Below are 14,975 nucleotides of genomic sequence, written 5' to 3'. Positions count from 1 at the left end.
CGGCCGCCTGGCGGAAGGTTTTTTGTTGTGGTGCAGTTAGACCGGCTGTTTCTGCTGCTCTAAGCCAGCGGTCTAACTCCCTCTGCTAACTGGCAGCCAACTATCGCGGGTCTCTAACAGACCTCAGCGACCTTATTTGCATTAAATCGCCCAGCTAACCATTCTAACGGACTCTAGCGTCCTTATGTGGCGCAACTACGGCTAAAAGACCTCTTTTTGCTCCAAATAAGATCAGCTGAGTCCGTTAGTTTTCCGAAAGTACCCTTCTTGAAGGAATAACGTCATCTGAGTCCGTTAGGCAGGGCAAATCGCGGGAGTTATGACGTTACCGCTGCAATGATGAACATACTGGTGCACCACCCGTAGTATTCATTCCACTCGGCACCATATGCCGGCATGGCGGACTTACACAACAGTCCCTCTAGTCTGCAGCTACCCCAAGAAAACGGACCGCCAGCTCCCGGTAAAAGCTGATCGATTCAAGGTACGCTTCAATATCAATCCATTCGTCCGGCTGATGGGCCAGCTTGGGATCACCGGGACCATAGATCAGCACGGGCAGCTTCCCGTGATTATGGAGCACGGAGGCATCCGTATAATAGGAGACTCCCTGCACAGCTGCAGAAACAGCATCTCCTCCCGTTGGAGTGCCAATGGTCATGTCTACTCCCCCGGCTGCACGTTCAGCAGCTACACCGATGCCGGCAGAGCCATTCTCTTTACTCTGCTCTGTTCCCTCACCAGCCCAGCCGGCAAGCTCAAGCGCAGTGCGGATCAGCTCCTCAGCGGGATCTGTGTAGACCACACTACGGTCCAGCAGCTCCTCCACCTCATAGCGGAAGCCGGCATTCAGCTGCTGCATGCCGTCAAGCTTGGCCGTAATCCCGGCCAGCAGCTCTGCATGCAGCAGCGGCGGAACCGTCCGGATATCCACATCGATGCTGCAGCGGTCAGCGATCACATTGGTCTGCACACCGCCGGCGATAGTATTGACCGACAGGCTGCTTGATCCCAGGACAGGATCATGGGCCTGCCACTCCAGGGCATGGCGCTTAAGCAGCGCGATCACTTCCATCATCCCTTCCACCGCATTCAGGCCAAGGTGCGGCATGGAGCCGTGGGCACTGCGTCCATACAGCGTAATCCGCAGCCACAGTGCTCCTTTGTGGCCAACGGCGACCCGGCTGCCTGTCGGCTCGGCAATCACCAGGCCGTCCAGCTCCTCCAGGTTATGCTGCTCCGCATAGTGCCGGGCCCCGCAGCTGTCCACCTCTTCACCGGCTGTCGCCAGGACGATCAGGTCCCCGCCCAGGCGGATCCCCTCCTGCTGAAGCGACACGGCAGCGAGCAGCATGGCTGCCAGCCCACCTTTCATATCAGAGGTACCCCGGCCGTACATCCGGCTGCCCTCAATCACAGCGCCATGCGGCGGATATTTTCCCGCTTCGGCTGTCCAGGGGCTGACGGTATCCAGATGTCCGCAGAACATCAGCTTCCGCCCCCCGCCGCCGGCAACTACCGCTTCAAGATTGCTGCGCCCCTGCTCAACTGTGATGACACGGCTGTCCAGGCCCTCCTCGCGCAAATATTCCTGCAGCAGCAGGGCTAAACGGTGCTCATTGCCCGGCGGGTTACAGGTATCCACCTGAATCAGGCTCTGCAAAAAGGGAACGGCAAATTCCCGGCTTCTCACGTCTATCATCTTCCCCATCCCCTTCAGCAGCGTTCATGCTATTTTTTGGCAATATGCACTTTTAGCTGCTTGCCTTTGATGGTCGTATCCTTCATCGCCTGCAGCACCATCGGGCCTTTGCCGTTCAGAATATCCACATAGGTTACATTGTCCTGAATCGTGATGATCCCGATATCATCGGCAGTCATTCCCTCAAGCTTGGCAATCGTTCCGACAAAATCAACCGCACGCAGCTTCTTCTTCTTGCCGCCATTGAAATACAGCTTCATGATGTTTCGGTTCATTACCTCGGTTTTGCCGGCCTTGCGGACCTGCTGTTTACCGAGCTTTTGTTCAAAAGCCGGCTTGGCATAAGCGACGGCATCCTCCGAAGGAGCCTTCATCTGCGGAATTGCAAAACCGATGTAGCCCTCAATGTCCTTCACCCATTTATGCTCATTGGGCGTAACCAGCGTAATTGCTTTACCGCTCTTGCCTGCGCGGGCGGTGCGGCCGGTGCGGTGTACGTAGCTCTCTTTTTCCATCGGGATATCGTAGTTGATGACATGGGTAATATTCTCGATATCTATGCCCCGGGCAGCTACATCTGTAGCGATCAGATACCGGAACTGGCCCCGCTTGAACGCGTTCATTACCTCAAACCGCTCGTCCTGCATCATCCCGCCGTGCAGCTTGTCCGCCGGAAGCTCCTGATCAGCCATTCCCCGGAACAGATCATTTACCTGCTCCTGTGTCCGGCAAAAAATAATACAGCTATCCGGGTTCTCCACCGTCAGCAGGTCCAGCAGCAGCCCGAACTTCGCCGCCTGTCTGACCTCAATCAGCGCATGCTCAATAGTAGCCGTCGTGATCCCGCTGGCTTCAATTTCAATATCCACCGGCTCGGTCATATATTTGCGGCACAGATTCTTAATGGCTTCCGGCAAGGTGGCCGAGAACAGCATCGTAACCCGCTCCTTGGGCAGCTGTTTGATAATTTTCTCAATCTGCTCGATAAAGCCCATGCTGAGCATCTCATCCGCTTCGTCAATGACAAGGGTTCTAATCTTGTTCAGCGGCAATGTGCCGCGCTCGATATGGTCGAACACACGTCCCGGCGTGCCTACGACGACATGTGTTTTTTGAGTCAGTTCAATCTTCTGCGGGGCGAACGGCTGCTTGCCGAACAGGGCCACGGCCTTGATCCGTTTGAAGCGCCCGATGTTGGTAATATCCTCTTTAACCTGTGCAGCAAGTTCGCGTGTCGGTGTCAGTACAAGCACCTGCGGCTTATTCTCTGCCCAGTCTACAAGCTCGCAGACAGGAATGCCGAACGAGGCGGTTTTACCGCTGCCGGTCTGTGACTTCACGATCAGATCCTGACCTTTAAGGGCAACAGGAATGACCTTGCTCTGCACTTCTGTCGGGCTCGAATAGCCCAAAACGTCCAGCGCCTTGATTAATTCTTCATTTAACTGATAATCTCTAAACTGCAATTCACTCATGTAGTTGTTCCTTCCATTGTAAGCCTTGTCCCATTATAACAGCTTCTCGCTGCCCTGATTCCATTCCTTATAAAATTGCTCCAGATACAGCAGCATGAAATCATGCCGCTCCTCAGCCAGCTTACGTCCGTAGGCAGTATTCATCAGATCCTTCAGCTTCAGCAGCTTCTCATAAAAATGATTAACCGCCGTCCCCTTGGAGTAGTCGCGGTATTCCTTTTGCAGCGATTCTTCCCGCGGAGCCTCCGCCGGATCGTAGACCGGACGGCCCTTGGCCCCCGAAAAAACCATCGTCCGGGCAATGCCGATCGCCCCCAGCGCATCCAGCCGGTCCGCATCCTGTACGCATTGCCCTTCCAGTGTAGACATGGGAGCTCCTCCGCCGCCGCTGAAGGACATCGTCCCGATAATCTGCATGATATGTCCGGCCTGTTCGGCGTCCTCCAGATGCTCCTCCAGCCAGCCTGCAACTTTTTGCAGCCCCGCTTCCTTGGAGTCGTTCAGCTTCTCATCAGCGACGTCATGCAGCAGAGCCGCAATCGTGCAGACGAGAACATCCGCCCCTTCCATTAAGGCAATCAGCGCAGCCGTATTCCGTACCCGGTCCGTGTGAAACCAGTCATGCCCGGTAGTATCCCGGCCCAGCTGTTCCTTGGCATAGCCTTCGGCTGCCGCTATTAATTGTTCATGATCCATTAACAACGCCTCTTTTCACTTTAGTTATCACATCATCCGGCACATTGCCGATTTTGCCGCTTGCACTGCCCCATTTCATCCGCTATAATGTACATTAATCAAAATTCGAAGGGAGCTGATTCCGGTGAACCTTATAAACAGCATTTCCATCATACAGAATCAGCTTCATCATCACAAGCAGCGTTAGCACACCTGAAGGCATTCAGGGAGGGCTAACGCTATTCGCGTTTGACCTCCCTGCGTAATATGGAAACGCGCAGGACCACGAGGTCCGGCGCGTTTTTTATTTGGCCGGACATTCCGGACCACACTAAAGGGAGCTGCTTATTATGCAAAATATCAAAGGAACCTATGATTACTTCGGACGCGAACAGGCGGCAAGACAAAAGGTCCAGACTGTGCTGCGCGGCCTGTTTGAGCTCTATGATTTTGAACCGATGGAAACCACGCTGCTGAATGAACTGGAGCTGCTGACCTCCAAATATGCCGGGGGTGACGAAATTTTACGGGAAATGTACCAGCTGACCGACCAGGGCGGACGGACGCTGGGTCTGCGGTATGATCTGACCATACCGTTTGCTAAAGTGATTGCGCTGAATCCGGGTATCCGCTTTCCGTATAAACGATATGAGATCGGCAAGGTATTCCGCGACGGTCCGGTCAAAAAAGGCCGGCTGCGCGAGTTCCTGCAATGCGACGCCGATGTGGCCGGCATTGCCGGCCCGCAGGCTGAGGCCGAGCTGATGCAGCTGGCTGCGGAGGTCTTCCGCAGACTGGATATTCCCATCGTCTTGAAATGGAACAACCGCCGGTTTCTGGGCGAAATCCTGGCAGCAGCCGGTGTCCCTGCAGAGGACAGCCTGTCCGTGATGCTGACCCTCGACAAACTGGCCAAAATCGGCCTGCAGGCTGTACTGGCTGAGCTCCGCGACAAAGGGCTCACAGAACAGGCAGTGCTCGCCATAAGCGGTCTTCTGGAGACGGAAAATGCGGATTTCACCACCCTGGCAGAGCGATATGGGCTGGGCGGCCAGCCGGGCGCACTAGAGGTCCAAGGACTGCAGCAGCTGATTGAGGCAACCGGGCTCTCCACAGCATGTGTATTCGACCCGTTCCTCTCACGCGGCCTGTCCTTTTATACCGGAACCGTGTATGAGATTTTTGATGCTACCGGCAGCTATACCTCAAGTCTGGGCGGGGGTGGTCGGTATGATAACATCATCGGCAAGCTCGTCGGCCGGGATGATATCAATGTTCCGACGGTCGGCATCTCCTTCGGTATGGAGTCGATTATGGCTCTGCTGGGAGAACGTCCGGTGCAGGAAGCCGATTCCGGCGTGCTGCTGATTCCGATCGGTGAGACTATGCCGCAGGCACTTACAGCTGCTGCCGCGCTGCGGAACGCTGGCGTCCGGGTCAATGTCGACACTGGCACGCGCAAGCTCAAAAAAATACTGGCTGCCGCCTCTGCCAAGAGCATCCGGTACTGCCTGCTGATCGGCGAAGATGAAGCGGCGCAGGGCAAGCTCCTACTGAGGGATATGATGCTGGAGACGGAGCAACTGCTTACAGTGGAAGAAGCAATAAAGATGATTTCCGGTTAAGGCAGTACAACATAACAGCCGTACCAGATCCTCGTCTGATACGGCTGCATGCCGGCTTACTCTCTGATTTTTAATCTATTCAAGCTTTTCTCCGTTACTTCCAATCACTTGCTTATACCAGCCGAAGCTCTTCTTGCGGGATCTGGCCAGAGTTCCTTGCCCTTCATTGTCTTTATCCACATAGATAAAGCCGTAGCGCTTCTTCATTTCCCCAGTCCCTGCGCTCACCAGATCGATGCAGCCCCAAGGCGTGTAACCGATCAGCTCCACACCATCTGCCACAGCTTCCTTCATTTCCGCAATATGGCCTTTCAGGTAGTCTATCCGGTAATCATCATTAATTGCACCATCCGCTTCCACAGTATCCACAGCTCCAAGGCCATTCTCTACAACCATCATCGGAATCTGATAACGGTTGTAGATATTGTTCAGTGACCATCTGAGACCCTGCGGATCAATCTGCCATTCCCAGGCACTGGCCTGCAGATAAGGATTTTTCAGTCCCATGGAAAGGTTGCCGCCGATGGCTTCCTGATCCGGGTCGGCGCTTACACAAGTAGAGGAATAATAACTGCAGGTATAGAAATCAACCCGGCCCTCCCGCAAAATTTGTTCATCATTGTCCTCCATAGCGATTTCGATGCCATTTTCAGCAAAATAACGTTTGGCAAAACCCGGATACGCGCCGCGCACCTGAACATCCGAGCAGAGAAAGTTCGATAAATTATCCTTTTGCTGCGCGAGTATAATGTCCGCAGGATTGCAGGTCAGCGGATAGGAGCACATGTAAGCGATCATGCACCCTATTTTGAACTCCGGATTAATGGAATGCCCCAGCTTCACCGCTCTTGCACTGGCGAGAAACTGGTGATGCAGCGCCTGGTACCTGAGCTGTTCATCACCGGAAGCTGCCGGCGTATGGCCGAACTCCGTATTGCCCTCCGGCAGGATCGCTCCGGCCATGAATGAGCCAAATGGCATCGTCAGAATGTTAATCTCATTAAAGGTCAGCCAATACTTCACCACATCTTTATACCGGTTAAATATCACTTCGCAATAGTTAACATAAAAGTCTGCCACCCGCCGGTCGGTCCAGCCGTTGTACTTCTGTGCCAGATGGAACGGAGCTTCGTAGTGGGAGATGGTGACCAGCGGCTCAATGTTATATTTTCGCAGCTCGGCAAATACATCATCATAGAACTTCAAGCCGGCTTTATTAGGCTCGGCATCATCCCCATTCGGGAAAATTCTCGACCAGGCCATGGACATCCGGAATACCTTGAAGCCCATCTCCGCAAACAGCCGGATATCTTCCTTATAGTGATGATAGAAATCGACCGCCTCGTGGCTCGGATAGTTCAGCCCCTCTTCTACCACAGGTGTGATTTTACGGGGAGTGGTGTGCGTTCCGGCTGTGATTACATCTGCAGTGCTCAGTCCTTTGCCGCCCTCGTTATAACCGCCCTCCAGCTGGTTCGCGGCTGTTGCTCCCCCCCAAAGAAATCCTTCCGGAAAATGCTTAGTCCATTGTTGCATTATTATTCCTCCCTTAATAAGTTGTGTCAGATCATTACTGTTAATAAATCCTCTTTGTAGCCGATCGATTTCTTCCCGGTTTCAATAACATCCAGGTAATTATTTGAATTAGAAACGATGACAGGTGTGGTCAGAATATAGCCGGCCGCTCTGATCGCCTCCAGATCAAATTCCATAAGCAGATCGCCTTTTTTCACATTGTCGCCTTGCTTCACTCTTGGTGTAAAATGCCGCCCTTTCAGCTTTACGGTGTCCTTGCCGACGTGAATCAGGATATCTACCCCGTGATCGCTGGTGATTCCAATCGCATGACCGGAGGCAAAGAGTGAGGTCAGCACCCCGTCCACCGGAGAAAATACTTTGCCTTCCGCAGGTTCAATGGCAATTCCTTTGCCAAGCGCACCTGTTGAGAACGCCTCATCCTTAACGTCGGAAAGTGCGATAACCTCGCCTTTTAACGGACTGCTTACTGTCTCCTGCTTCACCATAATGTCACCTTTAGGACCTTCGGCAGGCTGGTCTTTAACAACATCGTCCTTAAATCCGCCGAAGTACATCAGCAGGAATCCGAGCACAAAGCTCACGCTAATTCCGATAATTGCCCCGTAAAATCCCGCATCCATACCTTCAGGGCTGATATAGCTCGGGATTCCAAAAATCCCCAGACCGCCCATGATGTACCCCTTGGTTCCCATCAGCCCGATGATACCGCCGCCGACACCTGCTGCGATACAGCTAAGAATGAACGGCTTTTTGCGCGGAAGGGTAATCCCGTAGATGGCCGGCTCGGTAACTCCGAAGATCCCGGAGATGACCGCCGGAATAGAAAGCGATTTCAATTTGATGTTTTTGGTCCGCAGCAGAATCGCGAGCACAACACCCGTCTGGGCAAAGGAAGCTCCAAAGACACCAGCCAGAATCGGGTCATATTTCAGCACGGTGAGGTTATTAATTGCAATCGGTACAAAGCCCCAGTGCAGTCCGAAGATAACAAAAACCTGCCAGAACGCGCCAAGCAGAATGCCGGCAATGACCGGACTCAGGTTATAGATGAACAAAGTGCCTGCACCAAGCAGCTGGCCTGCCCAAGTCGCAACCGGCCCGATGACAATCAATGCCAGCGGTACGATGATCAGCAGGGTGCAGAAGGGAACCAGGAAGGTCCGCACCACGCTTGGTATGATTTTTTTGAACACAGCTTCAATCTTCGCGCCAACATAAGTCGAGAGGATAATCGGAATAACGCTGGACGAATAGCTCATCAGGATTACCGGAATGCCCAGGAAGGTCAGGTAAACCGGTGATTCAATGACACTGCCGCTAAACAAGGTGTACAACGGTTGACCGGAAGCCGTTATCGACGAAAATGTAGGATAGACCAGCGTTGCCCCGATTGCCATCCCCAAAAATATATTGGCATTGAATTTCTTAGCTGACGTATATCCCAGGAAGATCGGGAAGAAGTAGAACAGGCAGTCACCGATTGCACTCAGAATCTGATAGGTACCCGAAGTACTCGCCAGTAGCCCAAGTGAAAGGAACAGTGCTGTAAAACCTTTAATCATCCCTGTTGCACACAATACGCCCAGCGCCGGTGTGAACACGCCTGAGATAATATCGATAAATTTATTGAAAAGGCCAACCTTCTCGTCTGGAACTTCTGCTGCAGTAGCTGACTGAAACCCGCCGATTTGCGAGACCTCTGCATATACCTCCGGCACATGGTTGCCGATAACAACCTGATACTGGCCTCCGCTCTGGATTACCGTTACTATCCCGTCCATGCTCTTCAGAACCTCGGTGTTCGCCTTACTCTCGTCCTTTAATTTAAACCGCAAACGGGTGATGCAATGGGTCAGACTGTTAACATTTTCTTTGCCGCCTACGTTTTTAATGATGGCTTTTGCGAGCTGCTCGTATTTCATGTTGACCGCTCCTTTATTAAATATTTCTTATAAAAAAGACGAGACCTAATAGATAACATACAGAGCATGTTATCTATTTTGGTCTCGCCTGCTTTACCAGTAACAATCCAAAATGATTATTCAGTTTGCCGGTCTGTTACACGATGTACGTGAATGGTCAGGTACAGCTTTTCCTCATCCGACAGTTCGGTATTCAGATACTTCTCAATTTTCATCATGCAGTTGTAAGCATTCTTATATTTTGCCTTGACTTGTTTTAATAAGAAATCATCCTCCAGCTCCATCTTCTTTTTCTGATGAATCCGCTGGAAGTAGAAGCGCAAATGGGTTATAAATCGCTCAAAGCTGATCGATTTCTCATCGAGGGTGATATTGTAAGTGTATTTAATAATGTTCAGAATGTCTTGTATTTTCCGGGTCTGGCCAGCTACGTCCGATGTCCTATAATACGAGCTGTTGATCTGGGCATTAATTAAATGAAGGGCGATGTTGCCCGCTTCATCTTCTGACAGCTCTTTACTGATAGAATCCCGGATGAATTCCAGCGCCTTTAAGCCGACGGCAAATTCTTTGGGATAAATCTTTTTGATTTCCCAGATCAGCGGATTAGGGTTCTGAATCCCTTCGTCATACATCTTGAACGTATTATAAATGTGATCCGTAAGTGTAACATAAATATATTCACTTAACGGTACCTGCAACATGTTTTTGCCGTACTCTATGATGTCGTAGCAGAGCGATACGTATTCAGACGGGACATCCTCCAGCAACAGCTTAAACCGCTCGGAGGCTTCTTTTTGCTTAAGAATGAAGACCTTTTCAATTAATCCTTCATCTACAGCATCGCCAATGCTTTTTTTGAAGCCGATTCCGCAGCCCATGACGACTAACTCCTGCTTTTGCGAATCTTTGGCGACAATGGCGTTGTTGTTAAAGATTTTTTTGATAATCATCCAAGCTGCCTCCTCTATATCCCTAAATAATGTACCCGCAGGATTTAGACACTGGACGAAAAGTCTCAGGCCAGCCGACACTGTTAATGGCGCTTCCAGGGAGACTGGAATTTCAACATCACCTGCTCCGTTGTATTAGTTCTGTAACTGCAGTGAGTACATGTAGTGAGACTAAAAAAAGGCAAAACCCAAAACATGTCTCAACACATGTCCTGGGTTTTGCCTTTTCAGTAACAATCCCAAAGTCAGAATAACACTTTTCTTCGGCTTTTACAAGAGAAACGTATACGCTTTCTTTTTTTGGATTTGCGGCTCGTGTCCACATATAAGTTCAATTAGTACTACCAGAGTAAACTCACGTTAAAGAGGAGCAACTCCGGAGCTTCAAGCTGTCAACGGCCTTTTTGCAGCCGCTCCCGGTATTCCTTTGGACTTTTGCCGCTGTATTTCTTGAAGGCGCTGACGAAATGGCCGGGACTGGCATAGCCGACAAGCAGCGCAAGGTCTGTAAGCTTCAGCCTGTCATCCGGCAGCAGCTGCTCGGCTCTGCCCATTCTGATCTTTACGGTATAATCAGCAAGCGGTATGCCTACGTGCTGCTTGAACTGCCTGTTCAGGCTGTTCTCCTCCACCCCGAAGAGCTGCGCAGCAGCAGATGGCGGCAGCTCCCAGCCGTAATTGCGCTCCACATATTTTCTGACGGCCTCTGCAAGCGCTCTTTCCGGGAACTGACGGGCCAGCTTCACTTCTTCCATTACCAGGAGCCCCCGTGCAGACAGCTGCTCTGCCAGCTGCGCCGGAGAGGTGCAGGCAGCAAGCACAGCGTGACTGTTCCACAGATATTTACAGAGGGCAGTGCCTCTGAAGGCAAATTTTCCGGCCGCTACGTTCAGCAGGAGCAGGAGACGAATCCCCTGATACAGCTGGATGGCAGACGGCTTCGCTGCAGCTTTGTCCGTTCCAAACAGGGCCATCAGCTCCCGCTCAAAAGCAAAGGTATCCGCAGTCTCAATCATTTGCTGCAGCCTTCGTTCTTCCTCCGGGGATAACCATGACATGACAGGCATTACTGCATCTGCAGCTCCGGACCCCATACCGTGCCGGCCGGTCATATCCAGGGTGCAAAGGCAGGAAGCAAAGGCATTTCTCAGCCGCTTCAGCCCCTTAACCTCAAGACCAGCTGCTGAGATGCACTCATATTCCATAGCAGCCTCCAGCCTCTGTCCCAGCTCTGTCAGAAACCGGCTTGCACGGCCCGCATGCTCAGCACCTTCCCTGGCAGGAATCAGGAAATAGACCTGCAGCGGATTCGCCTCACTCACAAACGGATAAATATGCTTCCATCCGGCTGCCGCTTCCCGGCACACAAGCTGAAATCCGGCACCTGCGGCAAGCTGTCGGCGCCTGAAGGCAGGTGATATTTCCTCAGGCGGCAGCTTGAGCTCAGCAGCGGCAAACCGCAGCCTGAGACCCTCAGCAGCAAGGGGCCCCAGCTTGAGCTGGCGCAACCGTGTCCTGACCGGTTCCGTGCCCGGCCAGTCCTCCTGAATCAGCTGCAGAAGAAAGCTCTCCTGCAGCTGGCGCACTTGTCCGCGTCCCGATTGCAGCTCCTCTTCCGGCGAGATTTTAACCATCCCGTATCCCCCTTATTTCAGCATTAAGCAGTACACTTAACATCCACAATAATATTCTTACTATTATTATGGACTGAAATACCTGGAAGAACCGCTGCGCAGTGAAATGAAATCAGATTTTGAACCTGTCTACCAGTACTTGCAGCTCTTTGGCGCTCTGGGTATTCTCATCTGCCATAGCTGCCTCGTGGAAAGTCTTCTCGACAATGTCGGCAGTTTTTACGGCGATGTCCTGTACGCCGATCGCTCCTTCATTAACGGTTGCAGCAACCTCATTCACAGCAATGGCGATACTGCCTACGGTTTCGTTCAGATGATCGGCGGCTTCGGCAAACTGGCCCATCAGCTCATTGATCGTGGACGCATCTTTATTGTACTGCTGGCTGACCTCGGTAAGACGCTCATAGTCTGCGAGCACGTTCTTGTCGATGAAGGCCAGCACAGCCTCGGAATGCTCTTTCATCAGCTCAACTGATGAATACACATTTTTGACAACCCCCTGAATGCCGGATGCTGTCTCCGAGGATTTCTCCGCCAGCTTGCGGATTTCGCCAGCCACTACCGCAAAGCCGCGGCCCGCTTCACCTGCCCGCGCTGCCTCAATCGCCGCATTAAGGGCAAGCAGATTGGTCTGGCTCGTAATCGACAGGATGGTATCAGCAAGCGCGTTAATCTCATTGATTGCCCCGGACTGCTCGATCGCTTTTTCCATTTCGGTCCTTACCGCTTCATAGATCTCCTTGGCTCTGTCTGTCGATTCTATAGCATCATGCTGCAGGGCAAGCGCACGCTCTGTAATATGGCCGGATACATCCGCACCTTCTCTGACCCGCCCGGAAATCAGCTGCACGTTGGTCTCTACTTCATGGATCGCCGCCGTCATCTCCTGGGTGGAGGCTGCCGTCTCCTCCATGCCGGCGGACAGCTGCTCTGTTGTTGCCGAGTTGTCATGCGCATTCTCGCGGACGTCAACCGAGAGCTTTTCTAGTAGCACTGCATTGTCCAGAACCTTGCCCGAAATTCCAACCAGGCTGCTGGCCATTTCGCGCAGAACCGTACGTGTATGGAACATCGCTTTGGCAATCATACCGGTTTCGTCCTTGTTCCGGACCAGATGCTCGTACTGCTTGTCGTATTTCAGGTCCAGCTCTGCCGTCCGGTTAATCAGCTCTGTCAGCTTGATAATCGGCGATGAGATCCGGGTGGCCACAATGATTCCGATCAGCAGGGTCAGCAGCAGGCTGCCAAGTCCGAGCAGGATAATATAGTTTGTCATGTTATCAACCGGCTGCATAATTTCCCCCAGGTCACCGGTCAGCACCAGCGTCCACTTGGTCAGCGGGAGGACAGTATAGGCCGCTTTTTTCTCGGCTCCTTTATAAAAATACTGCACATTGTCATCCGCAACCGTCTCCCCGGACTTCACCCGTTCAACCACAGCCTTGATCTGCTCATTCTCTACAGGTGAGCCGATCCTGGCTTCATCCGGATGATACAGCATATTGCCGGTCTCATCTACCAGATAGGCGTAAGAAGAAGGGGCATTGGCAACCTTGGCATCCGCCAGGTATTTGATGATGCTGCTGGCATTGACGGCCGAAGCCACAAATCCGATCATTTCGCCGTTATTCATTACCGGATGGGCAAAAGCAAGCACGTAAGCGCCTGTGGACTTCGACTTCAGCGTTTCACTGATCACTGCCGCCCGGGTCTTGATCACATTAATCGTATAATTGCGTTCGCTGAAATCTGTTCCCACCAGCTTTGTATCACTGTCGGCAATCGCGATCCCCTGCATGTTAACTACAAACATATGCTCAAGATTCCCTGCATCATTAACCTGTGCCTGCAGTCTGGTATTCACTTCAGTCACCAGTTCATCCCCGGCGGCCAGCTCACGGGCCGCATCCTTCAGCAGCAGCTCAGTAATTTCCGATTCTCCGGCTACCAGCTGCATACTCCGCTTCTCTTTGTCTATCATAGCTTCAATGGTCTGTGCTTTGTTCGTGTTGACTTGTGCCATGGCAGATTCGGTGAGATCCATAATAGTGCCTGTAGATTTGTAATACGTGAAAACACCCATCATTGCCGTAGAAATCAGTGTAACGGCGATCATCATAACAGATAGCTTCATCCGAATCTTCATTTTATCAGCACCCTTCCACCTTCATCTTATCCATCTTTTATAAATCCTTATTTTTTGTAACAATTATTACAATCTATATCGGATTGAACCGGAGGTTATTGTAGATGACATGAAGAATTTCAGCGAATTTTATCATAGTTTGTCGAATGATAAGACTAAAAATAAAGCCTTTTCTCCAAACAGAGAAAAAAGGCTTTATTTTCATTGGTCGGCCTACAGTCTACACCTCTGCCGGGAAAAGGGCGTCCAGCGCCGGGCAAGGCTGTTTCTCCAGAAACCGCTCCAGCGGTTTAGGCACATTCGTATACAGCTCATTCAGCGAGGTACCCTTGTAGATGTTGCCGATAATGACCGGGTGGCACAGCTCGGAGATCAGAATATCACCGTTGCCGTGCAGATGCAGCTGCTTCTTGCCTTCAATGCAGTGCGGGAAATAGACGCCCGGCTGCTCCTCAAAGCCCAGTCTGTCCATGAACCGGTCCATGCACGTGAAGTACAGGGTAGTATCTTCCTTCCGGTTTGCAATCAGCTGGTTTACGGCATTCTTCAGGTTCTCCTGCGCTGCGATCGCCTTCCAGCCGGTGTGTCCCATAATGATGCTGTTCTGAATTTCGTGTGTCCGCACTCCCATGGAATATACATGGTCGCTGATCTCCTGCATGTTATCCTGTGTCTGGTCGAACAGCAGGGTTTCCAGCACAACGTTCACATCTGTTTTGGCGAACATGGTGATGTTCTCTCTGATTTTTTCGTAGACTGTCGGGTGAATGTTGTAATATTTCGAGAAGCCCTCAGCCGTCGTAAAATTAAATGAAATATGTATCGTGGTCAGTCCGGCCTTCACCAGCTGTTCGATCCGCTCTGCATTAAGCAGACTTCCGTTGGAGTTCAGTTGAGTCTGGATGCCGCGCGATGAGCAGTAGGTCACAATCTCCACGCAATCCTGGAACTTCAGCGTAACCTCACCGCCGGAGAGACGGACCCGTTTCAACCCCGGAAGCTCCTCCAGAATACGGATAACCTCCTTGCCGTTGATAGCCTCCCCGTCATTTCTATTATAGGCGCAGCAGTAATCGCAGCGGAAATTGCAGTTCGAGGTGACGCCCACTTCAAGCCCTTCCAGCTCATACGTCAGCGGCTTATCAAGCTCCAGTGCTTTATATTTTATGCTCATGCTCAAATGTCCTCCTGTAATAATATAGTCAGCCCAAGGGTCAACCTTAAAAATTATAAAGGGTTCGGGCTCAGGTTAATGTGACATTTGTTGTGGCATGTTTGTCCGGCATACAGCGGATAGACCAAAA

General features: G+C 51.7%; 10 protein-coding genes. 1 reads left to right on the top strand and 9 read right to left on the bottom strand.

The features are described from left to right. Window positions 1–421: 421 nt before the first annotated feature. The 3 genes from M2108_RS15295 to M2108_RS15285 are packed head-to-tail and all read right to left on the bottom strand — an operon-like array spanning window position 422 to window position 3,873. Window positions 422–1,702, bottom strand: a complete 1,281-nt coding sequence (locus tag M2108_RS15295; protein WP_277470220.1) for a M20 family metallopeptidase — start codon at window positions 1,700–1,702, stop codon at window positions 422–424. 29 nt (window positions 1,703–1,731) lie between these two features. Continuing rightward, window positions 1,732–3,177, bottom strand: a complete 1,446-nt coding sequence (locus M2108_RS15290; RefSeq protein WP_277470221.1) for a DEAD/DEAH box helicase — start codon at window positions 3,175–3,177, stop codon at window positions 1,732–1,734. Between the two features lie 33 nt (window positions 3,178–3,210). Continuing rightward, on the bottom strand, window positions 3,211–3,873 hold the full coding sequence (locus M2108_RS15285) for an HD domain-containing protein (RefSeq protein ID WP_277470222.1): 663 nt from the start codon (window positions 3,871–3,873) through the stop codon (window positions 3,211–3,213). A gap of 329 nt (window positions 3,874–4,202) precedes the next feature. Between M2108_RS15285 and M2108_RS15280 the strand changes: the two genes are divergently transcribed. Beyond that, window positions 4,203–5,477: a histidine--tRNA ligase gene (locus M2108_RS15280; RefSeq protein WP_277470223.1), complete on the top strand. Its 1,275-nt coding sequence runs from the start codon at window positions 4,203–4,205 to the stop codon at window positions 5,475–5,477. Window positions 5,478–5,552: 75 nt separating this feature from the next. Here M2108_RS15280 and M2108_RS15275 read toward each other — a convergent pair whose 3' ends face one another. The 6 genes from M2108_RS15275 to M2108_RS15250 all read right to left on the bottom strand — a co-directional run bounded on the left by M2108_RS15275 (window position 5,553) and on the right by M2108_RS15250 (window position 14,851). Further along, window positions 5,553–7,013, bottom strand: coding sequence for a 6-phospho-beta-glucosidase (locus tag M2108_RS15275; RefSeq protein ID WP_277470224.1), 1,461 nt, complete (start codon window positions 7,011–7,013; stop codon window positions 5,553–5,555). A gap of 26 nt (window positions 7,014–7,039) precedes the next feature. Continuing rightward, a complete protein-coding gene (locus M2108_RS15270) occupies window positions 7,040–8,938 on the bottom strand; it encodes a beta-glucoside-specific PTS transporter subunit IIABC (protein ID WP_277470225.1) in 1,899 nt (632 codons plus the stop codon). 116 nt (window positions 8,939–9,054) lie between these two features. Beyond that, window positions 9,055–9,891, bottom strand: coding sequence for a BglG family transcription antiterminator LicT (gene licT / locus M2108_RS15265; RefSeq protein WP_277470226.1), 837 nt, complete (start codon window positions 9,889–9,891; stop codon window positions 9,055–9,057). A 392-nt stretch (window positions 9,892–10,283) separates the two neighbouring features. Then, window positions 10,284–11,525 (bottom strand): helix-turn-helix transcriptional regulator, encoded by a 1,242-nt coding sequence (locus tag M2108_RS15260; RefSeq protein WP_277470227.1) that lies wholly within the window; start codon window positions 11,523–11,525, stop codon window positions 10,284–10,286. Between the two features lie 112 nt (window positions 11,526–11,637). Then, window positions 11,638–13,671 (bottom strand): methyl-accepting chemotaxis protein, encoded by a 2,034-nt coding sequence (locus M2108_RS15255; RefSeq protein ID WP_277470228.1) that lies wholly within the window; start codon window positions 13,669–13,671, stop codon window positions 11,638–11,640. A 220-nt stretch (window positions 13,672–13,891) separates the two neighbouring features. Further along, window positions 13,892–14,851, bottom strand: a complete 960-nt coding sequence (locus tag M2108_RS15250) for a radical SAM protein (protein WP_277470229.1) — start codon at window positions 14,849–14,851, stop codon at window positions 13,892–13,894. Between the last annotated feature and the right edge of the window lie 124 nt (window positions 14,852–14,975).

It is taken from the genome of Paenibacillus sp. PastM-3 (genome assembly GCF_029893965.1).
Lineage (GTDB): Bacteria > Bacillota > Bacilli > Paenibacillales > Paenibacillaceae > Paenibacillus_AQ.
This window is presented reverse-complemented; position numbering and strand designations above follow the sequence as displayed.